The following is a 23,420-nucleotide window of genomic DNA, read 5'->3' as shown; positions in this document are numbered from 1 at the left end:
CGGTTATTGGCCGGTGGCGGCTTTCCCCTCACAAGGCATGCATCCATGAACACCCATCAGAACAAGATCGCGCTGGTCACCGGCGCCACCCGTGGCATCGGCCTGGAAACTGTGCGCCAGCTGGCCCAGGCTGGCGTGCACACGCTGCTGGCCGGTCGCAAGCGTGAGACCGCCGTGGAGCTGGCACTGAAGCTGCAGGCTGAAGGCCTGCCGGTCGAAGCCCTGCAACTGGACGTGACCGACGCGGCCAGCATCGCCGAAGCGGTCGAGCAGGTGCGCCAGCGCCATGGCCGCCTCGACATCCTGGTCAACAACGCCGGCATCATGATCGAGAACCCCGCGCAGGCACCGTCGGAACAGTCACTCGATACCTGGAAGCGCACTTTCGACACCAACGTGTATGCGCTGGTGGCGGTCACCCAGGCCTTCCTGCCGCTGGTCAAGCAGGCCAAGTCCGGGCGCATCGTCAACGTATCGAGCATGCTCGGCTCGCAGACCCTGCACGCCGACCCGGCGTCGGGCATCTACGATTTCAAGATCCCGGCCTACAACGCCTCCAAGGCGGCGGTGAACAGCTGGACCCTGAGTCTGGCCTACGAACTGCGCAATACCCCGATCAAGGTCAACACCGTGCATCCGGGTTACGTGAAGACCGACATGAACGGCGGCAACGGCGAAATCGAAATCAGCGAAGGCGCACGTTCCAGCGTGGAAATGGCGTTGATCGGTGAATCCGGCGCCAGCGGCAGCTTCACCTACCTGGGCGAGGTGCTGCCATGGTGATCCGCACGTTGGCGATGGCCGTCTCCAGCCTGGTGCTGGCAGGCTGTGTCAGCGTCGGCCCCAACTACAAGGCGCCGGTACAGGAGCCTGTGGTGCTGCAGGGTGCGCAGCAGCCGGTGTTCAGCACCGCCTCGCCGGTGGCCAGCTGGTGGGCGCAGTTCGATGATCCGGTGCTGGAACAGCTGGTGCATGGCGCACTGTCGGACAACCTGGATCTTCGCGTGGCCGTGGCCCGCGTCAGCCAGGCCCGCGCGGTGTTCGTCGAAAGCCGTTTCGACCAGGCCCCGCACATCACCGCAGGCGGCAGCTACGACCGCCGCAAGCAACCCGATCCGCAGCTGGGTGGGCAGCGGGTGTTCAGTGAAAGCTACCAGCTCGGCTTCGACGCCGGCTGGGAGCTGGATCTGTTCGGCCGCAAGCGCCGTGCTGCAGAAGCCGCGCGCGCCGACCTCGACGCCGAGCAGGCCAACCTGGCCGATGCGCAGGTGCTGGTCGCCGCCGAAGTGGCGCGCAACTACTTCGAGCTGCGCGGTACGCAGAAGCGCATCGCCGTGGCCCAGCACACGCTGGTCAACCTGCGCGATACGCAGAAGCTGACCGAGGCGCGCTGGGAGCTGGGCGCCGGCAGTGAGCTGGACGTGCAGAGCAGCCGTGCACGGCTGAAGGCGATCGAGGCCGACATTCCGCTTCTGGAAGTGGCCGAGACGCAGTCGCGTAACCGGCTGGCGGTGCTGCTGGGCCAGCGCCCGGAAACGCTGACCGCCATGCTGGCACCACATGACGTGCCGGCATTCGCCAAGGCACTGCCGCTGGGCGATACCCGCGAGCTGCTGCGCCAACGCGCCGACGTGCGCGTGGCCGAGCGTCGCCTGGCCGCTGCTACCGCACGCGTGGGCGTGGCTACTGCGGACCTGTTCCCGCGGCTGTCGCTGTCCGGTTTCGTCGGCTTCCTCGGCGGCGATGCAAGTGGCCTGGTCAATGGCAACAACAAGGCCTGGTCGCTGACCCCGTCGCTGAGCTGGGCAGCATTCGACTTCGGCACCGTGCGTGCACGCCTGCGTGCCAGCAAGGCCGAGGCCGAAGGCGTGGCAGCACAGTATGAGCAGGCCGTGCTGCTGGCACTGGAAGACACCGAGAACGCGCTGACCCGCTATTCCAAGCAGCAGGCGCGGCTGGCGATCGTGGTCGAGCAGGCGCAGGCGGCACGCCGCGCTGAGTCGCTGGCGCAGATCCGCTACCGCGAGGGCTCGGAGGACTTCCTGACCCTGCTGGATGCGCAGCGCACGCAACTGGCGGCCGATGATGCGTTGGCGGCCGCCGAGTCCGAGGTCAACGTCAGCGTGGTGGGCGTGTACAAGGCGCTGGGGGGATGGGGTCAATCACCGCAGCCGCCGAGTGTGGCGCAGGTGCAGTAACCGCAGGGGACGGAAGCAGTGGCTTCCGTCCCTTTCTTCTTTCAGGGCCAGTGATTGGCAGGCACCTCGCGCTCGCGCATGCGCACGATGCAGAAGCGATGGCCGGTCGGTGCTTCCATTACCCACCAACGTTTGACGAAGCCGATCCGGCGCGCGCCGAGCCTCTCCAGGCGGTCGGCCTCGGCGTCGATGTCGTCGCTCTCGATGTCCAGGTGCACCCGTGAAGGGTGATCGACGCGCTGTACTTCCACGTTCAGGCCCGCAGGAGCGCCCTGCAGGTCAGCGTACTCGGCGCCATCTTCGGCATACGATGGCTGCGCCTGCAGGCCGAGTGCGGCCGCCCAGAAGCGTGCGCCTTCGTCAGCGGGCGTGTCCTGGCAGTCGATGATGAATCCGGCCAGACGGCTCTGGTGCGCCATGACGTCCTCCGCAGATTGGGAATGGAGGAAGGGTAGCGCGTCGCGCGCTGTGGACGTTGTCACAGTCATGACGTTTCTGACTCTGCCAGAACCGGGGCCTGCGGTGTAACTAGTGGGGCAGAGTCCAGGAGGGAAGGCGATGAGCGATGACAAACGCGATACCCAGCGCATGCTGTTTGGTGATCCGGGACCGCCTGGCGCAGGGCTGTCGGTAGCGGTCGTAGTGCTGATGGTGCTGGCGACGATGGCCGCTGCCATCGGTTTCCTGCGGCTGCCCGATCCGATGCTGGGGCTGGGGCTGATCGGCGTTGCCGTGTTTCTCGCCGTCGGCGCCCGCATCTGCCAGGCGCGCAACCAGCACCAGGCGTTGTACCGGCTGTTGTCGCGGCAGCCGCCGCCGTAGCCACGGCTGCCGCAGGGAGTCAGTGCTTCGGCCAGTCCAGCGTGACCACCAACGGGAAGTGGTCCGACGGCAGCACGCCATCGATGCGACGATCATCGGTAAGGAAGCTGCGCGCATGGAAGCCGCGCACCAGCACCCAGTCCAGCTGCACGGTGGCCTTGCCGGTGAAGTTGTGGAAGGTCAGGCGCGGACCCTGCGGAGCCCTCACCTGGGTACGGGTGTCCAGCAGGAGGCGGGTGAACGCCTTGTAGGTGTCACCGCCTGGCTCGCTGTTGAAGTCACCGGTCAACACCACCGGCAGGTCGGCCGGCAGTGCTTCCAGGCGCTTGCCGATCAGCTCGGCACCCTTCACCCGGCGTGGTTCGTCCTCGTCGCGGTAGGGCAGGTGGGTATTCATGAAATAGAAGCGACGGCCGTCGTCCAGGCGCCGGAACAGGGCCCAGGTAACCATGCGCGGGTACAGATTGCCCCAGGTGATGCTGCCGGGTACATCGGGTGTATCGGACAACCAGAAGTTGCCGGATTCCTCGATGGCCAGCACCTTGCTGTCGTAGAACACGCCCATGTGTTCATCGCCGCTGCCACCGCGGCGGCCTTCACCGAACCAGCGGTAGCCGGGCAGGTGCCCTGACAGGTAGTCGGCCTGTTCCTTCACCAGCTCCTGCGTGCCGATCACCGCCGGATGCGCGTCGAGGATCACCTTGACCATGGCATCGCGACGGTCGGGCCAGCGCTTGCCCGGTTCGGTATCGGCCGGAGTGCGGACATTGAACGACATTACTTTCAGCGGCGCCGGTGCAGCAGCCCAGGCGACGCCAGGCAGAGCAAGCGCCAGCAGCGCACACAGCGCAGGGCGACGGAAACGCGACAACATCGTGGAATCCCTCCATTCCATGAAAACGGTTTCACGAAGCATGCCACGGAAGGCGAGGGCAGCGGTATGCCTGGATGGGCGGCTGGGAGATGCCGGGCGGGCGGTGAAGGCGCCGCCCGGCGGATCGTGCGGGCGCGATCAGGGGTCGTAGATCATCCCGTTTTCGTCGCGGTTGTAATGGCCGGTGACTTCGCGGGTGCCGTCGTCGTAGATCACGTACGACGTGCAGCGCTGGTGGAATACGTTGCCAGCGATGCGGAAGGGCACGCATTCCTCCTGGACCTCGACGACTTCGGCCGCCATCGTGGTGCCGACCGGAGCCAGTGCGGCCACGGCCAGCACGGCGGCAAACGCACATGCCGGAAAACCTTGATGCAGTCTCATCCTTACGTTCCTTGTCGATGGGGGGGGCTTACATCAGATAGGGATTGCCGTACTCGTCGATCCAGTACTCGCTGAGGAAGATCTCACCGTCCACGTCGGGCATGGTCACGATGCAATGCTGGTGGAAGCGATAACGCTCCACTTCAAACGGTTCGCAGCGGGTTATGCTGCCGGGCGGGTCGGCACCCCCGCGCTCGCCGTGCCGGACGACATCATTCCAGCGAACGTCACAATCAGTGCCGCCATCGAAGCCAGTTGCAGTTTCATAAGCATCATCCTTGCTTTCTGCAATCGCGCACATGCGCATGGCGTGTGTAGCACGCGAACCAGGCCGCCGGAAGTGTCTCGCCCGGATCAGTCCTCGATCTCGCCGCGCCGACTGGCAGCGCGTACCGCCTGCGCGGTGGTTGCCACTCCCAGACGCTGGCGCGCGCGACGCAGGTGATTTTCCACTGTACGAGCGGAAAGCCCCAGCGTGGCCGCGATCTCCGCCTGGCGACGGCCGGCGGCGACCCAGCGCAGCACCTCGCGTTCGCGCGTGCTCAACGTACGTCCGGAAAGTTCGCCGGGTGTCTCTGCAAGCCGGCGTGCGGCACGGAATGCTGCAGCTGCAGCAGCATCCAGCAGCAGCCGCGCGCTGGCCGATGCATCGATCGCTGTCCCGGCAAAACTGATCGCGCCTTCCAGGCCGGTGGTGCCGAACACCGGCACCTGCAGGCCGTGCAGGCCTTCACCACGAGGCTGCTTCACCACCTGATAGCGTTCGCCGCGAACGCCCTGGCGCTTGCTCCAGAAGAACGGCGCGTCACTGTCCAGCACGTGGCGATTGACCGGACAGGCGTGCAGGTAGCGCTCGAGGTCGGTACTGCTGCCGTCGCCGAACCAGTCGCCCTCGATCCAGTACACGCGCTGGGTACCGCGCTCCAACCCCGTGCCGGTGGCGAACACCAGCACGCGGTCGTAGCCGAGTGGTGCAGAGATGCTGCGCAGTACCGCGCCCACCGAACTCAGTGAGCGAGCGCGTTCCAGTTCCAGCAACGCCTGCACCAGATCGTCCATCCCGATCAGCGCCCGGCCAGTGCGTCGAGCAGCGTGCGCGCGGCCAGCTTGCCCAGCGCATTGCCGGCCAGCGGGCTGTCACCGGTCAGCAGTAGGCGGTCCTGCAGCACGCTGCCATCGATGCCGTCATTGACGATCTGCACGCCCTGCTGCGCCAGGCGTTCACCGAAGAACCACGGCAGCTGCCCGGGCATGTAGCCGATCTCCGGTGTCTGCCGGTCCATCGCATCGGGGAAGGCACAGATGCGGTAGCCGCGGAACAACGAGCCACCGTCGGCCTCGTCGACGCCTGCGGCCAGCAACGCGGCCGGGCCGTGGCAGAGGGTGATGATGTGGCGTTGCTCGGCCATCGCCCAGTGCAGGGCTGCCTTTACCGCGCGACTCTGCGGCAGTCCGATAAGGGCGCCATGGCCACCGGGAATGAACACGGCTGCATAATCCGATGCGGCATCGAGGCCTGCCACCACCTCAGCCAACGGCAGTGGCTGGCGGAAGCGGGCTTCGTAGCGGTCGTACAGTCCGCCGATCTCCTTGTCCTCGCGCGGGAACGCCCACCACTCGAACTTTGCGGCGTTGCCGGACAGCGTGGCCACATCGATGTCGAAGCCGGCCTTGTCCAGGTGGTACATCGGCAGCAGGGTTTCCACCGGATGGTTGCCGGTGGAGAACAGGTGGCCGTTGGCAGTAGGCAGATAGCGTTCGTCCGCAGCGATCATCAGCACCTTCCAGCGGCCATCACGGCGCGCGTCGGGATAGTCGGCACCGGACAGGTCGCTCTTCGCCGACGTGAACTGTGACAGCGCGTACGGAGACGGGAAGAAGGCGTCGCGCTCGGCCGGGTCGGGGCTGGGATGGCGGCTGGGCTCTTGCGTGTTCATGCGGACCTCCAGTGGGGTAGTGGAGCCAGCATAGAAGGGCTGATGCGTACGTGCGATGAGGGTTTTCCCCTCATTCGCGCGACGCTTCCATCTGTTGGCGCCAGGCATTCGGGCTCATGCCGAAAGCACGGCGGAACGCACGGCTGAATGCTGGTTCGGAGAGATACCCGACGTCTCCGGCGATCTGCGAAACCCGCCGGTTTCCGCTGCGCAGCAGCTCCGCGGCCAGCTGCAATCGCGATCCAGCGAGATAACGCATCGGTGACATGCCGGTGGCCAGGCTGAACCGCTGCGCGAAGTTCGAGCGGGACTGATTCAGGCTTGCCGCCAGAGACTCGACCGTCCATGCCTGTGCGGGGTGTGCCTGCATCAACGCCAGTGCCCGCCCGATCAATGGGTCGGCCAGTGCGTGCAGACGCTGGCAGTTGTGAGGGCTGGAGGTTCCCAGCCAGTAGCGCAGCGTCCAGACAAACAACAGGTCGAGCAGGCGTGACAGCATCAGCCCACTACCCAGCGTGGGCCGGGCCGCTTCAACCTGGATTGCGCCCAGGGTTACCGCCACCCAATCGGCTGAGCTGGCGGGAAATCCGTTCGGCATCCGGTCAACCCCGGGAACATGCAGCCAGCCGGGCAGGGCATCAAGCAGCAGCTGGCTGCCTGGGCCATCAAATCCAAAGGACGCCGTGGTCAGATGGGCAGGTTGCGAGGCGTCGCCGGCACAGTCGATGCGATGTGTCCTGCCATGCGGCATCAACAGCAGCTCGCCGGTCTGCAGTGGCACCACCGTGGCATCCGCATGCAGGCGTGCCGTACCCTGTTCGATGAAATGGAAGCAGCCGCGCCCCACGGCAATGATGCGGGCCCCACCGGGCTGCACGACGTGGCGGGTGATGTCGCCGCCGTGCATGCGCGAGGACTGGAAGATCGCAAACAAGGCGTCGGAGCCGGCCTGAAGCGATTCGGTGGTGTGGAGCCTTGGCATGGTTTTCAGGAGTCCGTGCATCGCCGCTGGCAGGGGCGATCCGTAGTCTGGTCGGGTGGCTTCAGGCAGCGCTGATGGCTGTCGGGCAACGATCCCATCCAAGTGAGGAGTTCTGCAAGATGAGCAAGCCAAGCATCATTCTGGTTCATGGTTTCTGGGGCGGCGCCGCGCATTGGGCCAAGGTGATCCTGGAGCTCGATCGCCGGGGCTTCCACGATCTGCGTGCCGTGGAACTGCCGTTGACGTCGCTGGCCGACGACGCAGAGCGGACCCGGCGCATGATCCGCCAGGTTGCGGGGCCGGTGCTGCTGGTCGGCCATTCGTATGGTGGCGCGGTGATCTCCGAAGCCGGAAACGAACCCAACGTGACCGGCCTGGTCTTCATTGCCGCGTTCGCGCCGGATGCGGGCGAGAGCCCTGGCGGCATCACCCAGCAACAGCTGCCGCAGGCGGCGGCCAATCTGGCGCCGGACAGCGACGGCTACCTGTGGCTGCAGCCCGGCAAATTCCACGAGAGTTTCTGCCAGGACCTGCAGGCCGACGAGGCGCGGGTAATGGCGGTCACCCAGAAGGCGCCGCTGGCGAGCACGTTCGGTGATGCCGTCAGTGTTCCGGCGTGGCGGCATAAGCCGAGCTGGTACCAGGTCTCCAGCGCTGACCACATGATTCACCCTGATAACCAGCGGCGCATGGCGGCACGCATGCAGCCACGTGCCAGCATCACGCTGGATGCCAGTCATGCATCGCTGGCATCGCAGCCGGTAGCGGTGGCCGAACTGATCACCGAAGCTGCGTCCGACGGACAAGGCTGAGTTTCCCGGTCTTGCCGCGGTGGTGGTGTCCCGGCCGGCCAGAGCACCGCTGCCGTGATGCTGCCACGCCTAGCGTTACTTGTACTGCCGGTCGTGTTCCTGCATGTCTTCATGCAGGATCCGCCGCAGTTCGACGATGGCCGGCGTGGCTTCCTGCACGCTGTGCCCGGACACGATCACCTTCTCCGAATCCGCGTGCGGCAGGTGCGAGCTCCAGTAGGGCACCAGCCCGTCGTCGGTCTTTTCCAGCGGACCATCGGCCTTGGCCCGCGCGATGATCGAGTGGTAGTGCACGTTCGGCGACATCGGCAGGTCCGCCACGGCGCGGACGAAGGGATCGTCCTTGTCCAGATTCTGGATGCTGTTCATCTGGTAGCCGTGCTTGCCGTCGTTGCGATCGATCTGGCCGTCGTTGGCGATGGTGGCGACGTCTTCCAGCACGGTCAGCGGCAACCGCACCAGGCGACCGATCCAGCGGCCCAAGCGGGTGCCCGCCACATCGGTGCCGCGGTGTGGCGTGGCGATGAATACCACGCGCGATACTTCCGGCTCCGGCAGGAAGGTCAGTGCCGGTGCGCCCTTGGTACGCAGCAGTTCACGCTGTGCCGGCGTCATCTGCGCAGTCTCCAGCAGGGTGTCGACCAGATGATCGCCGGAAGAGGAGATCATCAGCCGCGCGATCACGCCACCCATGCTGTGCCCGACCAGCACCATGTCATGCGAAGCCTGCGCCTTGCCGCTGGGGTCGAAATGCTTGAACACCTCATCCAGCGTGTGGCGCATCGAATCGTGGCTCATCGCGATGGGCATGTTGGTGGGGTAGTAGAACTGCCAGACCTGGAAGTCCTGGCGGATCTCGTCGTCGCGCATCAGCTCGTTGGCGACGTTGACCCAGGCTTCCGGACTGCTGGCCAGGCCATGGATCATCAGCAGCACGCGGCGGTTCGGATCGTAGGGCTGCATCATGTACAGATGCGGCGTGTCGATGCCGCCTTTGCCACCGAACAGCGAACGCAGTGATTGGTGGCTGAAGTTGGAGCGCGCCAGCCACAATGCGTAGCCTGCGGTGAAGTTCGCGGCCAATGGCACCTGCTGCCCATGCAGAGTGACTTCCGTGACCTGGTAGGGATCGTGGATCTCCAGTTCCGGCTCGTCGTCGTGCAGCACTTCCCACAGGTTCTTTCCGGAGAAGCGCAGCAGTACCGTCATCGATGGCGACGGCATCTCGCTCCAGCTTTGCGTGACCGGTGTGGCGGCCTGCGCGGCGGGTGTTGTGGCCGGCAGCGTGGTGGCCGTGGTGGCGGCCGGATCCTCCATCACGGCCACCAGTTCGGCACCGAAGCCATCGCGGCGATGCACGCTGCGCAGCGTGCCGGTGAACGATAGCGAGGCCGCCGGTACCAGTTCGGTGGGGGTACGCGTATCCAGCGGCGATGCCTCGCCTGAAGGGGCCAGCACGAAGGTCCAGCGGCCCAGCTGGAAATGGCTGGCCTGGCTGTGCACGCGCCCGGTGGCATACGCGTTGTACAACTGCACCGAGGCTTCCTGCACGGCCAGGTTGTAGTAGTCGCGCACCTGGGTCTGGCGGTCTTCGAAACCACGCTGGTTGGCGGTGCGCTCGGTGAAGAACAGATAGGCGTAGGCTTGGCGCGCGACCTGCATCCACGCGTCCAGGCGCGGTTGGAAATCGGCATCCAGCTCGGTGATCGCGCTCTTGGCACGGCCGGAGGTGGAGTACTCACGCTTGGGCGCCGGCAGGGTCATCGCATACTGCAGCCACAGCTCGGCCAGGCTTGAGCGCTTGTCCTCCTCGCGCACCACGATGCTGCCTTCCATGGCCTCGATGCAGGGCAGGCCGGGCTTGGCGCAGACGCCTTCGTCGAGACCGGCCACGCGCAGGGTTTCCATGGTGGCCGAACTGAGCTTGCCGGTGGTCAGGATGTCGCCGCGCTTCAGGGCGATGTACTGGCCGGGGGTGACCGAGGCCACCTGCACCGACGGCCCGAACTGGCGCAACGTGGCGCAGCCGCCCAGGGTGAGCAGCACGGTGATGATGAGGGTCGTGCGACCGATGAAGCCCAAGCCCGTGGTTGCCATACGATCCTCCTGCGCGGTGGCGCCACTCTAGCGGTCGGCATGTCAAAGCGGAAGATACCGGGCGGTCGGTTTGGAGTGCGGAAGTGCCGCCAACCGGGCGATTCAGGCATTTCCGTGTGACACTGGGGTGAACAGGATGAATGCAGGGCTGCAATGCGCTGGCTTGAGACCCGTGTTCCTCCGCCTCTTGCGATGCTGTTGTGCGCCGCCATCGGCTATATGGGCAGCCGATGGCAGCCGGGCGGGGCGTTGCAGCTACCGATGCCTGAGTTGCTTGCGGGTCTGGTGATGGTCTTCGGCGTGGTCTTGAACCTGCTGCCGAAGCTGGCCTTTCGTCGCGTGGGCACCACGGTCAATCCCCTGCGGCCGGCGGCGTCGAGCGTGCTGGTCACGCACGGCGTGTACCGCTACACACGCAGCCCGATGTATCTGGGCCAGGCCACTGTCTTGGCAGGTGCCATGCTGTACCTGCAGAACCTGGCCGCACTGCTGGCTGTGCCGCTGTTCGTGCTGTACATCAACCGGTGGCAGATCGTGCCGGAAGAGCGGGCACTGTCGGCCCGCCTTCCTGAGGCATACGCAGCCTTCCGCCAGCGAGTACGACGCTGGCTGTAGCGCGGGTCAGGCCGTTACGGCGTGATCTGGCACTTCACGGCGGCGGAATAACCTTCGTAATCGTCACCGGCAATCACGTGCAGGGTGTGGCGCTTGTCGATGCGCTTCACGTACGAGGGCTCTTCGGTGTTGGCGTATTCGTTGACCGTGGTCACCGACCAGGTCTTGGCGAGGCGCTTCGGATCGATACCGTTCAAGTAGACGAAGACGCTCTTCTCGCCCTCGGCGACATTCACATCGGCATGGGTGACGGTACCGCCGAACAGGGCGACTGGCGTGGTTTCCGGCTCGAACGTGCCGCCAGGCTTCCTGGCCAGGCCGGCTGCCTGCAGGGCATCGATGGCCTCGGCTTCGCTGAAGTTCGAACCTGCCTTGCAGGCCAGCAGGGCCTCCAGCGTTGCGGTGCCGGCGGGGGCGATGGCAGGCGGGGCTGCGTGGGTAGCCGAGCTCGCGGCCAGAGCGGTCATGACCACGGCGAACGCGGTGTTTCTGGTTCTCATTGCAGGTCCTTCTGTACGTGACGGAGCAGCGCGCCCGGCACCGGGCGCGGAACCGGATTATGGGCCTGCTGATGTTGCCTGCGTGTACAGATCGGATGCGTGACGAAGGCGCAGCGACCTTGCCGGGCCGCTGCGCCATGCCATCAGTTGCTGGCCGCCTTCACCGCTTCTGCGGCGTCGACAATGCCTGGCCCGCAACCCCCCGGGCAGTTTGCTGCCGCGATCGGGCGCGCAGTGCGACGCAGGATGTCCTTGACCTGGTCGGTGGTCTTGGGCACCGGCGCCACCGCCTGCATCAGCGCGACGATGCCGGCGACGTGCGGCGCCGCCATCGAGGTGCCGGACATGAAGTCGAAGGCGTTGTTGCCCACGGTGGACAGGATGCCCTGTGCCGGATGCTGGCGGGTCGGTGCGCAGTTGGTCTGGTTCGGCGGCGTGGCCAGCGGCAGGAACTCGCCGACGGACGCGCGGCAGGACCAGGTTTCACCACCGGGTGCGGTGATGTGGATGCCTGCGCCGTAGTTGGAGTAGAACGCACGACGACCGCCCTGGTCGTTGGCGGCAACCGCAATCACGCCCTTGCAGTTCGCCGGAGCAAACTCGGACACATCCAGATTACTGTTGCCGGCGGCGACCACCACGATCGTGCCCTGCGCGGTGATGTCGTCGATTGCATCCTGCTCGGCCGGCGAGCAGGCCCGGCGGCCGCCGAGGCTGAGATTGATGACTTCAGCCGGGTTGGCATTGGCCGGGACGTTGGGCACGTTGATACCCGCACTCCAGAGCATGCCGTCGATGATGTCTGCGGAACCGCCATTGCCCTGGTTGCCGAGTACGCGCACCGGCACGACCTTCGCGTTGTAGGCCACGCCGGCGACGCCGATCTGGTTGTTGGTCACCGCTGCGACCGTCCCAGCGACGTGGGTGCCGTGAGCGATGCCCGAGGCATCGAAGGCATCGGCGTCGCGTCCGTCGCCATCGTCGGAGCCACCACAGCCGGGATTGAGTCCGCCGATGATGCACTGCCAATCACTGAACGGGCGGGTGGACGAGATCATGTCGTAACCCGGCAACAGGTTCGCCTGCAGGTCGTTGTTGTTGAGATACCCCGAATCGACCACAGCCACCACCACACCCTGGCCGGTGGAGCGGTCCCACGCGGCCGGCAGGCGCGCACCACTGGTCGGATTGCTGTAGTGCCACTGCTCGCCGTAGCGCGGATCGTTCGGTGTGGCGAACGCGCTCATCATGTAGTTCGGCTGCACATACTCGACGTCCGGATCGTCGGCGATGCGCTGCATCAGGATCTGCGCTTCCGGAAGATCCAGTGCCTTGTCCGTGGTGACGACGTCGGCGCCACCGCCCATGCGGCGCTGGTGGGTCACGGCTGGGGCCGGCGCAGCGCCGATCGAGCGCTTGCTGCGTTGCTGGATGCCGAGGCGCTTCTTCAGCGCATCCTGTGCGGTGGTAGCCGAAACGCGCTTGCTGCTGCCGTCCCGGTACTTGACGATGAAACTGCTGTACTGCTCGTTGCTGGCCATGCCTCGCGTCCATACCCGTTCGGTGGGTTGGGCGAAGGCGGGGGCGCTGACCAGAACCAGGGTGATGGCGCTGGCAAGGGAAACCCGAAGCGACGTACGCATGGATACAGTTCCTTTGTGAAAGATGTGTCGAACAGGCCGTGCCCCTCGGGCGCGGCTTCATGTGAAGGGTGCGGGTGCTCCGTGGTCTCCTCTTGATGGCGACCAGGGACGAACGGCTTCGCGGACACATCCCCCCCAATGGGAGGCTGGGAAAATTCTGAAGTGATTTAGTGATGTCGAAGGTGAGAGAAGATGCGCGGTGTCGACATTGCTTCACGGCATCGAATCGCGACTGCGCCTGGGCGGTGAACTCCGCGGCGAGGCGAGGCGGGCAATAAAAAAGCCCGGAAACCCACGTTGGTGGAATTTCCGGGCTTCTCCGGTCCTTGACGAACCGTTCGTTGGTGGAGGTGGGCGGAGCCGTTTACGCCCATTTGCAACCTATTGAAAGCAAAAGATATTTAGCTTTCAAAAGGTGCAAGTTTTGATGCCTCTGATGATACCCGGCATGGGGCCGAGGTGCAAAGCACAACTGCTTAGGAGCGGTTGTGCGCATTGCATCGGTGATGGTGGTGTTGACCATTTGGCTTGGAGCGTGTGGCGAGGCCGTGGCGAAGGCCGATTCAATTCCGCCCACCGGAACCAAACAGGGTTGGGAGCGCCAGCATCTGGGCGACCATGTCAGCGAACCCGGCGAGGCTTTACCGGACTTTCTCCGACGCACCGGGGCCGCTTTGCGCGATTTCACCCGTCGCACCGGCCACGAGGCGTGCGGGGCCCTGGCCAGGGATGGTCAGCGTTTCTCGTACCGCCTCTACACCGATGGCGTGCCCCACGGGTGCGCGGTGTTTCCATCCCAAGTGTTGCCCGGCTTCACTTACACCGGGGAAACCTTCCACTCCCACCCCACCGCGGCCGTGATCGAACTGGATCGCGCGGGCCGGGCCTGGAGTCGTCACTACGGCGTGGGCGTGCAGCACCTGCGCCAGGCACTGCCCATTCGTAACCGCTGGCATACCTTCAGCCCCGAAGATTTCGCAGGCGGACCCGGGTGGTTGGTGGCGGGAAACCGGTTGCTCCACCAGCGCGGGGAAAACGAGGTCACCCGCCACGGACGGCTCTCCCCCTAGTTGCACTGACATGCCCAGGAGCGTTGCCACGTGTTGGGTTCACGTGCCGCATGCGCGCGCGCGCCCCCATACGCCACCAACGTCAAATCCACCCAAGCCCCACTCTGGCATTGGCCTTGCGGTGTGAACCGGGTCAGGTCACCGGCCCATGATGGACACGGCGTGCTCTCATCGCCCTGGCCAGCATTGCCGTTGCGCAAGATGCCGCATGAACCACGCCCGCCCCACATGGGGGCACTCCCCCAAGCCAGGGACTGCTCTTCCAGGGGCACGTTGGGCACCCAATGACGGGTGTCCTGCTTGGGAGCCCAAGCGCACACGGGTGCAGGCGTGGTGCAAGTGTTGAAAGTTGTTGCCCAGCCGCTGGTGGGGGTGTAACGGCCGCTCCAGTTCTCGAACGTGCGGGGCACCGGAGAACCGGTTGGCGCCGGGCAGGCCCAGGACGTGGTGCGCGTGCCGTTTTCAACGCGGTTGCGTTGCTGCCAGTGCTCACCGACTTGCCCAGCCGGACACCCCACGTTCCGGCTCTCTGCTGGCGCAGCGCGCGTGATTGCAACGCTGGTTGGCGGCGCAGACGTGCATGCGGGAGCACAGATACTCGCTGCTGCCGGTAACCAGGCTGACCATGGTCCCATCAGCGCGATTGGGCTTCCGAACGGGTCGGGGCATGAATATGTAGTGGTTCGGGTGCGGGTCTGCGGAAAAGAAGCGGCGCCACTGATGGTGAGAGTGCCTGAAGGACAAACGCCCGTTTGCGCCGCGCTTTCGCTCAAAGGTAATGGCGCTGAGCAGACGGGTGTGATGAAGGGAGGGACAATAGAAGGAGTGACGGCGGGTGGCGCCGGTGGTGCGGTTGGAATTGGAGGTTGAGCGGCGATTGGCACGCATAACGCCAGCGGAGACCAGCAAGCAGGAGCAGCTACCGAATTCCAGATAAACGAACACGTTTGACCCGCAGGTGTCGTTCCTGTGGCTGGAGCCGTGGGAGCCGCTGCGCACCCAGGAGATGGAGCAGGTGGAGCAACAGCTACGGGTGGTGGCGCTACCACTGGCGCCGGTGGTGGCGGAGCTGATGTTGGAGGGGGCGGTGGAAGTGCGACCGGTGTGAGAACTTGCGCTGACAGGCCAGTAGCGCCGCCGTAGTATGTGAACGCGAGCCGTGCTGGATTCCTGCAGCGTTGAGTCGCGGCCTGGATGTCCAATATGGTCGGACGATGATTATTGCCGCGTTTGAAGACCGATGTGTCGTCTATTTCGAGGCCATACATGCCTTCACTCGCTGCAGCAGCTAGCTTTAGGCACGCACGCGTTGGAACCGCGTGGTAAACAATCTTCAACCCTGCGTTGGGGTGGCCATCAATGGTGGCAGGCTCAAGAATAACGGGTTGCACCCATCGGCTCGTTAGGCCAACGCCAGAGTTCATTGAAACGGGTGGAACGCGGTCGGCAATAGCCTGAGCGGTTGTCAGTCCCGCATAGGAGCCGAGCGCTCCATACGTCATGTCTGCATTTCGAGCAATGGTATGAATATTCGCTTGTTCCGCGCGAACATCTGCGTTGTTTGCCGATGACTGATAGATAGCGAAGGCCGCACTGGAAAGAAGTGTCATGGCGCCCACCGCCAACATCACCTCGATCAATGAGATGCCACGTTGCGGATGTGGGCGACTTGATGGCTTCATGGTTAGCGCTTCTTTGCGCGGGATGCTTCTCGCTCGGCTAGATGCATTCGCCCGCGCGTGCGCATCTCATTTCGTTGTTGAACGAAGGCTGGCTTTGAGATGTGCTCTCGATAGCCAAGTAGTAGGCCAACAAGCTCAGCCTCATCCAATGAATCAGCCCCAGCGGCGATGACCGCGCCGCCCAGGAGAATCTTGCGGTGCGCGTCTGCTTTGCGTTCGCTCGCTCTTGTCTTTGCTTTTGACCTTTGCTCGGCCAGCATCTCCCGTGCTTTCAATTTCGCGAGACGCTCAGTGGCGGCGGTTATTTTTTCTTGTATAGAGCGTGTTGCCATTGTTGATTTCTCTTAATGTCCTGCACTCCATGCAAGCAGAAAATCGGCTATTGGCAAGTCATCGACTTGTCATATTGCAATTACCTGCCATCCTGAAATAGAGGGGCACGGGCGAGCGAGAGCGAGCCAGCCCCAGCGGGAAACGCGAGCGAAGCGAGCCCCGGTCTCTTGCCCGAAGCCGTCACGAATAGTGGCGGCAAGGATCAAAGCAAGAGCGCACTTATGGTTTCCCTGCGGGAAACCGTGCGCCGGGGCTCCGCCCCAGACCCCGGCCCGCTTCGCAGGCCGCCCCCGATGCTAGCCCCCTCGGGGGCGTCGCCAAAAACAAGAATAGGAGCAAGGACAAATCGAAATGGCCATTTATCACGCTACCGTCAAAGCCTTTTCGCGCGGCAAGGGTCATTCCTCTACTGCCGCTGCGGCGTATCGTGCGGGCATTGTGATTAATGACGAATTGACCGGTATCAAACACGACTACACAAGGCGCAGTGGCGTTGCCTCGGTTGATATGTTGGCCCCGCAAAATGCCCCCGAATGGGCGCGAGATCCGGTCGCCTGTTTCAATCGCTCGGAAATGGCCGAGACCCGGCTAAACGCCAGGACGGCGCGAGAGCTTGAAGTTGCTCTGCCTGCAAAACTGAACGAAGCGCAGCGTCGTGCGCTCGCGTGCGATTTGGGTCAGATGTTGGTTGACCGCTATCAGGTTGCGGTGCTTGTTGCAGTCCATGAGCCCGATAAGAAGGGAGATGAGCGAAATCACCATGTGCATCTCCTGATGACACCGCGTCAGATCGGTCCTGATGGCTTGGGTCCACGTGCATGTGCTGAATTTGATGCGCGTGGTGGCGCAGGTCCGGAGGCTATCCGCATTCTTCGTGAAGCGGTTGCTGACCGTATCAATTCGCATCTGGAACGAGCACAGGTCGCTGAACGTGTCGATCATCGCAGCCTGGCCAGGCAAGCACAGGCCGCTGAAGCTGATGGCCACATTGGGTTCGCAGCCATGCTTGCTCGCGAAGCCACCCAGCACGAGGGTAAAGCAGCAACCGCAATGCGTAGGAGGGGTGAAGATAGCGAGCGGGGCACGGTAAACAACCAGATCCAAAACGCCAATCGCATTGAACTGCGTGACTACCTGGAACGCTTGGAGAAGGAGGGAAAGGTGATGGCGACGCCACGCTCCCATACGCAAGAAGCAGCTCAACGTGAGAGGTTTGCAGCGGTTCGCAAAGAAGAGCGGCAACCGCAACTCGTGGGTCAGGTCGCGTTGGCGCCGCCACGAGCGCGAACAAGGCCAGTATCAGTAGCGCAGCGCGCTGGGCGAGTGGGGTCAGGCCTCTCGCGCTTTCCGTCAAGTCTCAAGCCAGCCTTGATGAAGGCGGCTAGCCGTCTTCGTAGCAAGATTGCGAACAAGCAAGCAGACGAGGCCATGGCTCATTACGAAGCCGAAATAGAGCAGCTGGAGATGGAAGCGAGGCGGCTGTGGCTAGAGGGTATAGATGCCACCGTTCGGCAAAGTCTTTCGACGGTCGCCAAGCTCTTTGACATGCCGGGCAGGGTGGTCGCCTACGCCCATAGGGCTTCATATCGAAATGATATGCGCGAGCTTCACAGTTCATTGAAACAGGTGGCTCATGACACCACTCGATGGGAGCGCAGGTTACAGGTCGAAGTTAAGGCGGACATTTCACTCACGGAAGCCAAAATGAAATTGGAGGCATGGGCAAGGAAAAATCCCAAGCCGTCTCTCTGGAGCGGTAGCAGGCGCGATTGGACGCAGCGGCGTCGGAGTGGTGAAGAGCGCATTGAGCGGCGCAGGACTCGGCGCGATGCTGCGCGTCTAGCTACAGGCCCGGAAGCACAGGTGAAGTATGCGGCACAGGCAGCTGCGAGTGTAGAAGCTTTGGATAAGCTCGCAGCATCAATGCTGAAGCGCTATCCAATCACCGCCGATACAGCACAGCCGCACCAAGCGCATTGCACTGGAAACATCCCAGTGTGCACGCTCAAGGAGCAGCTAACCAAGAGCGAGCAGCAGGTGAGCCAAGGCAAACAGCGCGGGCCTTGCCTCTGATATCTGCGGTCCTTCGGTGGCACGAGCACCTAGTCAAGTGGCCCACGCTTTCCAAGCTCAATGCCTAAAGATGAATGAAGTGTGAATATCACCTCCGGTTGCGCCGGGGGTGATGGGCTTCGTTCAGCGTTTTTACGCTGTACAAGGCGGCGGAAGACCTAGAACCTTGCCGTCTCCCTTGTAATTGTTCCGTTTCGACGGAGACGTGAGATCGACAGATGAAGAAAAGGCTAATCGGGATCGTTGTAGTCGCAGCGGCGTTAGCTGTTGTGATTGGGGTGTTTTGGGGCCAACGACTGCAGGCAAACGACGCGCAGCGAAAATCTAAGGAAAAGGAGGTCCAAGAGGATGCACCAATTGGAAGCGGCGATTCACACGCCTTTCCCGCAACAAGAGCGCGTGAGTTGGAAATGGAGAAAAAGATCCCGCCCGGATCATATAAGGCTCTAGGCCCTAAAGCCTACGAGATAATCCGTGGGCGTGAATTCCGTCCGCCAGGCGACGCACTTGCCCATGTGAAGCAGTTGATTCAGCGATCCGAATCGGGCGACGCCACGGCAACCTACGAGATATATCTAACCATCGATCAATGCCGAACCTTCACATCAGATCGGGCCGATGAGTTGGCCGACTCCGCCTCGAGTCTCGGATCAGGCGGTTGGTTCCTCGAAAGATCAGAGCGGCTTCTCAAGGAGTGTGAATCACTGGTGCTGGATCAAAAAATATACCAAGCCGATTGGCTCTCAAAGGCTGCGGCCATGGGATCGCAGGAGGCGATGCTCGCTTATTCAGTATCACCACAGGAAGTTATCGGGTCGCTCGATGACGTTATCCATGATCCAGAGAAGCTTGCTCAATGGAAGGAAAATTCATCTAGGTATCTCAATGAGATGGCAAGCCAAGGAAATATTGCAGCGCTGGGGAGCTTAAAAAGAGCCTACACCTATGGGCGGACCCGCGATAGAGATCCGGTCGCAGCAACGGCCTATACGCGTGTGCTTAGTCGTATCAATCCTCGACTTTATACCAATGACGACGTTATCAAAGCTGAGAGTGATCTCAGTAGCAGGGAGCGAGCCGATGCGCTCGCGTTGTCTGAAGAAATCTTCCGTAACTGTTGTGTCCCAAGATAAAGGATGATCTATGCAAGCCATGCGTGAGGGGAGTATTTTTCGTGTTGGTAATGCGTCCATTTTCACCCTGCTCGGGGTTGCGCTGCTGTTGGCATCTGGAAATGCCCTAGCGAGAAAGCATCCAGGAGTAATTCAGTGCCCTATAGGATGCACTTTAAGCACGCCAAATCCAGATGAGGGGACAAGTAAACTTCTTTCCGATGAGATAGATCGCCGCAACCCCACAAGAGGGAAAGTCTGGAATGTTTCACGACCCGACCGAATTTTGGTAGGCGATGTCGTTACCGTCTGCAATGGCATTTCCTGTGTTGAGTACACTTGGCGCGGTGAACAATTCGACTCCGGCAAGGAAGTGTCGAACATCCTCCCGCCCCCCGCACGTGGTGGCGGTGGTGGCGGTGGCGGTGGTCGTGTTGGCGGTGGTGGTGGATGGATTGGTGGCGGTACCGGTGGCGGTGGCGGTTCTTGCTGCGGCAGAGTAACTGTAGACCCGCCAACGATGGTCCAGTGATTTGCAAGTTCCGAAGAGTAACTTTTCGTATTTCTTCCTCTTCCCATTTTCATCGGGTTGGCCCCTATACTCTGGGGCCTTTTTTTCTGACACAGCTGCCCCCCGATAGTTAAGGCGTAATCGACTTTTCGTACCTCTGGGGTTGGAAAACAATGCCCCCGAATATTCTTCGGGGGCATTGACAGAATTGGCGTTGGCCTCATGCTGTTTTTTAGCGGCAGCGCGTTGTTAAGAGCAACGGCTGCGAGTAGGTAGAAAGCAGCTCTACACACCCAGGCATCGGCCCCAAGCAACAACATAGCCGACATCGGGAAGAGCGCAACCCCTCGCAACCCAGCTGGAACCAATGGCTATCGCACGGAGGTCCGATTAGTTCGCGCCCGGTGACAATCCGGGGCTATCCAGCTCCTACGGATAGCGGCCTTAAACCGTGGAGGAATACGTCCACATCCGGCAGCATGGCTTCTGCGTCGCGGAGGTTCCAAGGCATGGGTTCCCTAGCTGGTCTTGGATTGTGTGCCCCGTCTCGGGTCGGCCATGTATGCGAAGGGCAAGATTGGAGAGCGTCAGGCGACAGCCTGATCACGGGGCAAAGCCCATGGGAGAGACGCCAGTGAATGCTGGTGGCAGGACCCCAGCCCCGGCGCCATGTCAGGCGTGAACCTGCCGTAGCTGTGTATTGACAGTGATCACAGCGCCGACGATGGTCCTCTTGCTTGGGCAAGAGTAGACCGACCGGGCAAAGGTCCCCAGGCTCGCTTATTGCGGGTTGGGGGAGACTTTGCCTCGGTCGGTCGGCGGTTAGAAGCAAAGACCGAGGCAAGACAGCGGGCCCATAGTGTCCTGAGTCAGCAGGAAGATGTGTCCTGAATCAGATGGCGGAGGTGGCCTTATCCGTAAAGGAGCGCTTAAGGAGCACTTGGAGTTCTTTAGCAGAAAAACGGAGCGGGCCGAAAATTTTCGGGCGCCGATGAATGTTTCAATGTTCGGTCAAAGACACATCAGATTTGACCCCAAGGAAGGAAGAAGCGTCGCCCTACCTTCAGGCCACGAATTCGAGCTTGCCAGTCACTGATCTGCTTTATGAAGCTATCGACGGGATACGCCGAGTGCTTACATGCTGCTATAGAATTTAGAAGCTCATTGCTAACTTCCATCAAGGAAACTCCGGCGCCCTTGTGCTTGAGAAGGAAGAGCTCGGATGCGATCAGGTGAAGTTCTTCACTCTTATCTGAACTGGTAATCTGTGTGTGACTGGCATCGCCGATGTAGTTGATGGATCGAATGGCTCGAAGTGCCTCGTATTTCAGTGCATTGAACTTTGAGAGCTTGGCCATCAGCAAGCCCGAGTAGTATCCAGCGGCCGTGCCGGGAATCAATGCCATCAGGAGGTCGTAGGCCAAGCTTGCCATTAGGATCTTCCTTGCTGGCACCTAGGCATAGCGTAGGAAGTCACTAGGCCGCTCGGTGCGTGTCACTTGCTAGTGGGGGCGAGGCTTTTTAGAAGTGCCAGTGCTTCTTTCTGTTTTCGGGCATCAAGCTGTGTCAGTACCAGGATTGCCTCCGCAACCACGTCAGAGGCAGCAAGGAAGTAGGCGGCTGGGAGGTCCAGGAGTTCCGCGAGCTTCTCAATGGTCTCAAGATCAGGCTTATGAAGGCCCCTCTCATACCTGCTGATGCGGGGTGCAGTGGTGTTTGGATCATCCACTCCCATCAATAGTTCCCCTAGCTGGGCCAGAGTCCAGCCCTTGGCTGCGCGTGCGGCGCGGAGGCGTTGGCCAAGAGCGGTGGTTGTCGGTAGCGGCGCAGGCATTCGGGGCAGCAAGAAAGGCATTGACTACCCGAAGTGTGCCCGCCTAAGCTTAACCGGTCATTTGCACTCAACGCAAATGTGCGAAATGGAGCCATGTTTCGCATGGCTCATGGGAGTTCATCACATCTGAGGGAACTGAAATGAAGAAGTTCTGGCTCGTTTCCGTTGTAGCGCTGTTGGTAGCTTGCTCAGGTGGTCCTGGTAAAAGCGATGTTGAGAAGGCTTTGGCTGTCTACTTCAAGCAGCTAACCGGGACCACGATGACGTTTGAGCACTTGAAGGTAGGCGAGTGCGTGCGGGGTGACGGTCCAGGCTATGCCTGTAGCGTCGCCGGAACGGCGCAATACCAGATTGGGACTCGTACGCAACAGCAGCAGCTTGCTGGCACGTTCGTCCTCGACAAGGTGGGTGACACTTGGACCGTGGTGGACCGTCGCTAACCCTAGGCTTCACCCACTAATGCTGGGGAGCTCGTATGTGGACCTTGTTCAACGTGGTGCGCTGGCTCATTACCGGTGCGGCGCTGTGGTGGCTATGCAGTGTGGTGTTTGAGGAGGGAACGACTGCAGATGGAGCGCTATTGGGGTTGATCTTGTTCGGGCAACTTATCTTCTGGCCCCTCTTGCTGCTCTGGGGGCTGCCGTGGCTCCTGCGTCGCCGCTTGGCCCGAAGGAGGCGCCAATCGATATACTGATTGCATGTCCAACAAGCGTCTACTATTTGAAGGGAGGGAAAGTGCCCTCCCATAGCCGCCGTTCTTTATGCTCTGAATCGTCCAGGCCATCTGAGGTCCCGCTTAAGCCTCAGTGTCATCAGGGGTAACGGGTTCGCCTAGCTGAAGGCTGGGGTCAGCTGGATCTGGCGTCGCAGGAACGTTATCCATGTGTCGGGGTAGGTTGCGGCGATATCTCTCTCAATCTATCGAATTCATTCTTCAGTGAGTTCTGAAATTTCTGATTGATTGTGAGCGACAGAGCTACTGCGTTCTTTATCTCCAGTTTCTTTCCTCCCCCGGAGCGGCCAACATATATTGGCATGAGGTCAATAAGGCTAGGTAGCAGGGCAATCCCAGTCTCCTCATTCAGTTCGAGCCAAGAGTCATCTGTGCCAAGTCCATGGGTGAGGGTTTCTGCAAAGTCCGTGGGGGAGGATTTGTCGGTAAGTGTGATCCAGTTATGCGTGAATGATTTTTCTTCGAGTTCTTTGGGTAGTGCGTCGGATATGTTGGAGATGGGGATGCAGACGGCCTTTCCATTAAAGTAGCCGATGTATTTTATCCATTTTACGTTTTTGCAATGGGAGGTTAGTTCCTCGTCATTCGCATTGTCTGCCTTGGTTTGGGCTTCTTGGATAATTTTAGGCAGGCCAGTGCTCAGGCTACTAGTGCGCACTTCTTCGAAGAGGATTGAAGTTCTGACGAGTCGAACCATTTGCGCTTCTCGCCAGGGGGTGTCTGGCTCAGGCTTTTTCGGGCGCCGGTGAACGTTTAGCTTCCATTCTTCGCGGTTTGCGTCCTCTTCGTCCACCTCGCATTGACCATTCTTTGCTTGAAACAGAGCAATGCGCATTTTTCGATCTGGCCTCCAGCACACCATGGCGAAGTCAGCTCCAATGTCAGATTCGTTCAATAGCTTCTCGTTGCCCGCCTTTTTCCTGTATTGCGTCCAGGACAAGGGGGGAGTCGCGTTGGGGTCGATGTGGCATAGCGCTGCGACGATAGAGAATGATGTTGTAAGTCCACCTAGGAAACAGGCCGTCAATGCTTCTTCGTCGAGACTGGTGGCTTGGGCGAGATTTTCGAAGGATCGGCGATGAAGCTCAGCAGCCAGTGACAACGGGTCTACTGGTGCGGGCTGTTTTGCAGGCGACTTATAGGAGCCCATTTTCATAAATGTTACCAATTGGCAGTTGATGGGAAGGGCAGTGTTTGGGGGGGGGGGG

The 23,420-nt window shown here is 61.8% G+C and carries 24 protein-coding genes and 1 pseudogene; 10 read left to right on the top strand and 15 right to left on the bottom strand.

Annotated features, from left to right (window positions below; genetic code table 11):
* The first annotated feature begins 45 nt into the window (after positions 1–45).
* Together ARC63_RS08905 and ARC63_RS08900 are read left to right on the top strand one after the other, a co-directional pair.
* Positions 46–783, top strand: coding sequence for an SDR family oxidoreductase (locus ARC63_RS08905; RefSeq protein WP_005416162.1), 738 nt, complete (start codon positions 46–48; stop codon positions 781–783).
* Positions 777–2,198 (top strand): efflux transporter outer membrane subunit, encoded by a 1,422-nt coding sequence (locus ARC63_RS08900; RefSeq protein WP_057503067.1) that lies wholly within the window; start codon positions 777–779, stop codon positions 2,196–2,198. Before ARC63_RS08905 ends, ARC63_RS08900 begins: the two co-directional genes overlap by 7 nt.
* A gap of 41 nt (positions 2,199–2,239) precedes the next feature.
* On the opposite strand, the gene ARC63_RS08895 is transcribed toward ARC63_RS08900, so the two are convergent.
* A complete protein-coding gene (locus ARC63_RS08895; RefSeq protein WP_010484413.1) occupies positions 2,240–2,617 on the bottom strand; it encodes a VOC family protein in 378 nt (125 codons plus the stop codon).
* 139 nt (positions 2,618–2,756) lie between these two features.
* Between ARC63_RS08895 and ARC63_RS08890 the strand changes: the two genes are divergently transcribed.
* Positions 2,757–3,020, top strand: a complete 264-nt coding sequence (locus tag ARC63_RS08890) for a hypothetical protein (RefSeq protein ID WP_010484415.1) — start codon at positions 2,757–2,759, stop codon at positions 3,018–3,020.
* A 19-nt stretch (positions 3,021–3,039) separates the two neighbouring features.
* Here the strand turns inward: ARC63_RS08890 and ARC63_RS08885 are convergent, their stop codons facing one another.
* The 6 genes from ARC63_RS08885 to ARC63_RS08860 form a co-directional block, all read right to left on the bottom strand.
* The gene (locus tag ARC63_RS08885) at positions 3,040–3,894 is read right to left on the bottom strand and encodes an endonuclease/exonuclease/phosphatase family protein (RefSeq protein WP_057503066.1); all 855 of its coding nucleotides are present in this window, start codon (positions 3,892–3,894) and stop codon (positions 3,040–3,042) included.
* A 138-nt stretch (positions 3,895–4,032) separates the two neighbouring features.
* On the bottom strand, positions 4,033–4,278 hold the full coding sequence (locus ARC63_RS08880; protein WP_010484419.1) for a hypothetical protein: 246 nt from the start codon (positions 4,276–4,278) through the stop codon (positions 4,033–4,035).
* Positions 4,279–4,306: 28 nt separating this feature from the next.
* Positions 4,307–4,579, bottom strand: a complete 273-nt coding sequence (locus ARC63_RS08875) for a hypothetical protein (protein ID WP_228355229.1) — start codon at positions 4,577–4,579, stop codon at positions 4,307–4,309.
* 53 nt (positions 4,580–4,632) lie between these two features.
* Positions 4,633–5,337 carry a PA1136 family autoinducer-binding transcriptional regulator gene (locus ARC63_RS08870; RefSeq protein ID WP_057503065.1) on the bottom strand — a complete coding sequence of 235 codons (705 nt, stop codon included), beginning with the start codon at positions 5,335–5,337 and terminating at the stop codon, positions 4,633–4,635.
* Between the two features lie 5 nt (positions 5,338–5,342).
* On the bottom strand, positions 5,343–6,215 hold the full coding sequence (gene hchA / locus ARC63_RS08865; RefSeq protein ID WP_057503064.1) for a glyoxalase III HchA: 873 nt from the start codon (positions 6,213–6,215) through the stop codon (positions 5,343–5,345).
* Positions 6,216–6,285: 70 nt separating this feature from the next.
* Entirely contained in the window at positions 6,286–7,218 is a 933-nt protein-coding gene (locus ARC63_RS08860; protein ID WP_231298608.1) for an AraC family transcriptional regulator, read from the bottom strand.
* 98 nt (positions 7,219–7,316) lie between these two features.
* Here ARC63_RS08860 and ARC63_RS08855 point away from each other — a divergent pair, with 98 nt between their 5' ends.
* Positions 7,317–8,009 carry an alpha/beta hydrolase gene (locus ARC63_RS08855; RefSeq protein WP_057503062.1) on the top strand — a complete coding sequence of 231 codons (693 nt, stop codon included), beginning with the start codon at positions 7,317–7,319 and terminating at the stop codon, positions 8,007–8,009.
* A 75-nt stretch (positions 8,010–8,084) separates the two neighbouring features.
* Here the strand turns inward: ARC63_RS08855 and ARC63_RS08850 are convergent, their stop codons facing one another.
* Positions 8,085–10,106: an esterase/lipase family protein gene (locus ARC63_RS08850; RefSeq protein WP_057503061.1), complete on the bottom strand. Its 2,022-nt coding sequence runs from the start codon at positions 10,104–10,106 to the stop codon at positions 8,085–8,087.
* Between the two features lie 153 nt (positions 10,107–10,259).
* On the opposite strand from ARC63_RS08850, the gene ARC63_RS08845 reads away from it, so the two are divergent.
* Positions 10,260–10,721: a methyltransferase family protein gene (locus tag ARC63_RS08845; protein ID WP_057503060.1), complete on the top strand. Its 462-nt coding sequence runs from the start codon at positions 10,260–10,262 to the stop codon at positions 10,719–10,721.
* Positions 10,722–10,735: 14 nt separating this feature from the next.
* On the opposite strand, the gene ARC63_RS08840 is transcribed toward ARC63_RS08845, so the two are convergent.
* A complete protein-coding gene (locus tag ARC63_RS08840) occupies positions 10,736–11,221 on the bottom strand; it encodes a hypothetical protein (RefSeq protein WP_057503059.1) in 486 nt (161 codons plus the stop codon).
* A 143-nt stretch (positions 11,222–11,364) separates the two neighbouring features.
* On the bottom strand, positions 11,365–12,864 hold the full coding sequence (locus ARC63_RS08835) for a S8 family serine peptidase (RefSeq protein ID WP_228355232.1): 1,500 nt from the start codon (positions 12,862–12,864) through the stop codon (positions 11,365–11,367).
* Positions 12,865–13,352: 488 nt separating this feature from the next.
* On the opposite strand from ARC63_RS08835, the gene ARC63_RS08830 reads away from it, so the two are divergent.
* The gene (locus tag ARC63_RS08830; RefSeq protein WP_057503058.1) at positions 13,353–13,934 is read left to right on the top strand and encodes a hypothetical protein; all 582 of its coding nucleotides are present in this window, start codon (positions 13,353–13,355) and stop codon (positions 13,932–13,934) included.
* A gap of 958 nt (positions 13,935–14,892) precedes the next feature.
* Positions 14,893–15,042, top strand: coding sequence for a hypothetical protein (locus tag ARC63_RS23655; protein WP_228355389.1), 150 nt, complete (start codon positions 14,893–14,895; stop codon positions 15,040–15,042).
* A gap of 124 nt (positions 15,043–15,166) precedes the next feature.
* Here ARC63_RS23655 and ARC63_RS23925 read toward each other — a convergent pair.
* Both ARC63_RS23925 and ARC63_RS22765 read right to left on the bottom strand, forming a co-directional pair.
* Positions 15,167–15,436: pseudogene (locus ARC63_RS23925) on the bottom strand (type 4 pilus major pilin); the annotation flags it as partial.
* A 182-nt stretch (positions 15,437–15,618) separates the two neighbouring features.
* Positions 15,619–15,948 (bottom strand): conjugal transfer protein TraD, encoded by a 330-nt coding sequence (locus ARC63_RS22765; RefSeq protein WP_082587832.1) that lies wholly within the window; start codon positions 15,946–15,948, stop codon positions 15,619–15,621.
* Positions 15,949–16,300: 352 nt separating this feature from the next.
* Here ARC63_RS22765 and ARC63_RS08825 point away from each other — a divergent pair, with 352 nt between their 5' ends.
* Entirely contained in the window at positions 16,301–18,022 is a 1,722-nt protein-coding gene (locus tag ARC63_RS08825; RefSeq protein WP_057503057.1) for a MobA/MobL family protein, read from the top strand.
* A gap of 218 nt (positions 18,023–18,240) precedes the next feature.
* Entirely contained in the window at positions 18,241–19,155 is a 915-nt protein-coding gene (locus ARC63_RS22760; RefSeq protein ID WP_082587831.1) for a hypothetical protein, read from the top strand.
* Between the two features lie 1,512 nt (positions 19,156–20,667).
* On the opposite strand, the gene ARC63_RS08820 is transcribed toward ARC63_RS22760, so the two are convergent.
* Together ARC63_RS08820 and ARC63_RS08815 are read right to left on the bottom strand one after the other, a co-directional pair.
* Complete coding sequence (locus ARC63_RS08820; protein ID WP_057503056.1) at positions 20,668–21,078, bottom strand: hypothetical protein; 411 nt, start codon at positions 21,076–21,078, stop codon at positions 20,668–20,670.
* Positions 21,079–21,140: 62 nt separating this feature from the next.
* Positions 21,141–21,479 (bottom strand): helix-turn-helix domain-containing protein, encoded by a 339-nt coding sequence (locus ARC63_RS08815; RefSeq protein WP_057503055.1) that lies wholly within the window; start codon positions 21,477–21,479, stop codon positions 21,141–21,143.
* 140 nt (positions 21,480–21,619) lie between these two features.
* Here ARC63_RS08815 and ARC63_RS08810 point away from each other — a divergent pair, with 140 nt between their 5' ends.
* A complete protein-coding gene (locus ARC63_RS08810; RefSeq protein ID WP_057503054.1) occupies positions 21,620–21,919 on the top strand; it encodes a hypothetical protein in 300 nt (99 codons plus the stop codon).
* Positions 21,920–22,354: 435 nt separating this feature from the next.
* Here the strand turns inward: ARC63_RS08810 and ARC63_RS23185 are convergent.
* A partial coding sequence (locus tag ARC63_RS23185; RefSeq protein ID WP_231298607.1) for a hypothetical protein occupies positions 22,355–23,420 on the bottom strand: 1,066 nt, incomplete at its 5' end.

The sequence above is a fragment of the Stenotrophomonas geniculata ATCC 19374 = JCM 13324 genome (genome assembly GCF_001431625.1).
Lineage (GTDB): Bacteria > Pseudomonadota > Gammaproteobacteria > Xanthomonadales > Xanthomonadaceae > Stenotrophomonas > Stenotrophomonas geniculata.
Note: the sequence above shows the minus strand (reverse complement) of the source record. Positions and strands in the feature narration are given on the sequence as shown.

Coding starts and splice junctions, on each gene's coding strand:
- ARC63_RS08845 (WP_057503060.1), top strand. CDS start 10,260: ATGCGCTGGCTTGAGACCCGTGTTCCTCCGCCTCTTGCGATGCTGTTG.
- ARC63_RS08825 (WP_057503057.1), top strand. CDS start 16,301: ATGGCCATTTATCACGCTACCGTCAAAGCCTTTTCGCGCGGCAAGGGT.
- ARC63_RS08890 (WP_010484415.1), top strand. CDS start 2,757: ATGAGCGATGACAAACGCGATACCCAGCGCATGCTGTTTGGTGATCCG.
- ARC63_RS08840 (WP_057503059.1), bottom strand. CDS start 11,221: ATGAGAACCAGAAACACCGCGTTCGCCGTGGTCATGACCGCTCTGGCC.
- ARC63_RS08870 (WP_057503065.1), bottom strand. CDS start 5,337: ATGGACGATCTGGTGCAGGCGTTGCTGGAACTGGAACGCGCTCGCTCA.
- ARC63_RS08875 (WP_228355229.1), bottom strand. CDS start 4,579: ATGTGCGCGATTGCAGAAAGCAAGGATGATGCTTATGAAACTGCAACT.
- ARC63_RS08880 (WP_010484419.1), bottom strand. CDS start 4,278: ATGAGACTGCATCAAGGTTTTCCGGCATGTGCGTTTGCCGCCGTGCTG.
- ARC63_RS08860 (WP_231298608.1), bottom strand. CDS start 7,218: ATGCACGGACTCCTGAAAACCATGCCAAGGCTCCACACCACCGAATCG.
- ARC63_RS22760 (WP_082587831.1), top strand. CDS start 18,241: ATGAAGAAAAGGCTAATCGGGATCGTTGTAGTCGCAGCGGCGTTAGCT.
- ARC63_RS08905 (WP_005416162.1), top strand. CDS start 46: ATGAACACCCATCAGAACAAGATCGCGCTGGTCACCGGCGCCACCCGT.
- ARC63_RS08885 (WP_057503066.1), bottom strand. CDS start 3,894: ATGTTGTCGCGTTTCCGTCGCCCTGCGCTGTGTGCGCTGCTGGCGCTT.
- ARC63_RS22765 (WP_082587832.1), bottom strand. CDS start 15,948: ATGGCAACACGCTCTATACAAGAAAAAATAACCGCCGCCACTGAGCGT.
- ARC63_RS08850 (WP_057503061.1), bottom strand. CDS start 10,106: ATGGCAACCACGGGCTTGGGCTTCATCGGTCGCACGACCCTCATCATC.
- ARC63_RS08895 (WP_010484413.1), bottom strand. CDS start 2,617: ATGGCGCACCAGAGCCGTCTGGCCGGATTCATCATCGACTGCCAGGAC.
- ARC63_RS08820 (WP_057503056.1), bottom strand. CDS start 21,078: ATGGCAAGCTTGGCCTACGACCTCCTGATGGCATTGATTCCCGGCACG.
- ARC63_RS08815 (WP_057503055.1), bottom strand. CDS start 21,479: ATGCCTGCGCCGCTACCGACAACCACCGCTCTTGGCCAACGCCTCCGC.
- ARC63_RS08900 (WP_057503067.1), top strand. CDS start 777: ATGGTGATCCGCACGTTGGCGATGGCCGTCTCCAGCCTGGTGCTGGCA.
- hchA (WP_057503064.1), bottom strand. CDS start 6,215: ATGAACACGCAAGAGCCCAGCCGCCATCCCAGCCCCGACCCGGCCGAG.
- ARC63_RS08810 (WP_057503054.1), top strand. CDS start 21,620: ATGAAGAAGTTCTGGCTCGTTTCCGTTGTAGCGCTGTTGGTAGCTTGC.
- ARC63_RS08855 (WP_057503062.1), top strand. CDS start 7,317: ATGAGCAAGCCAAGCATCATTCTGGTTCATGGTTTCTGGGGCGGCGCC.
- ARC63_RS08835 (WP_228355232.1), bottom strand. CDS start 12,864: ATGCGTACGTCGCTTCGGGTTTCCCTTGCCAGCGCCATCACCCTGGTT.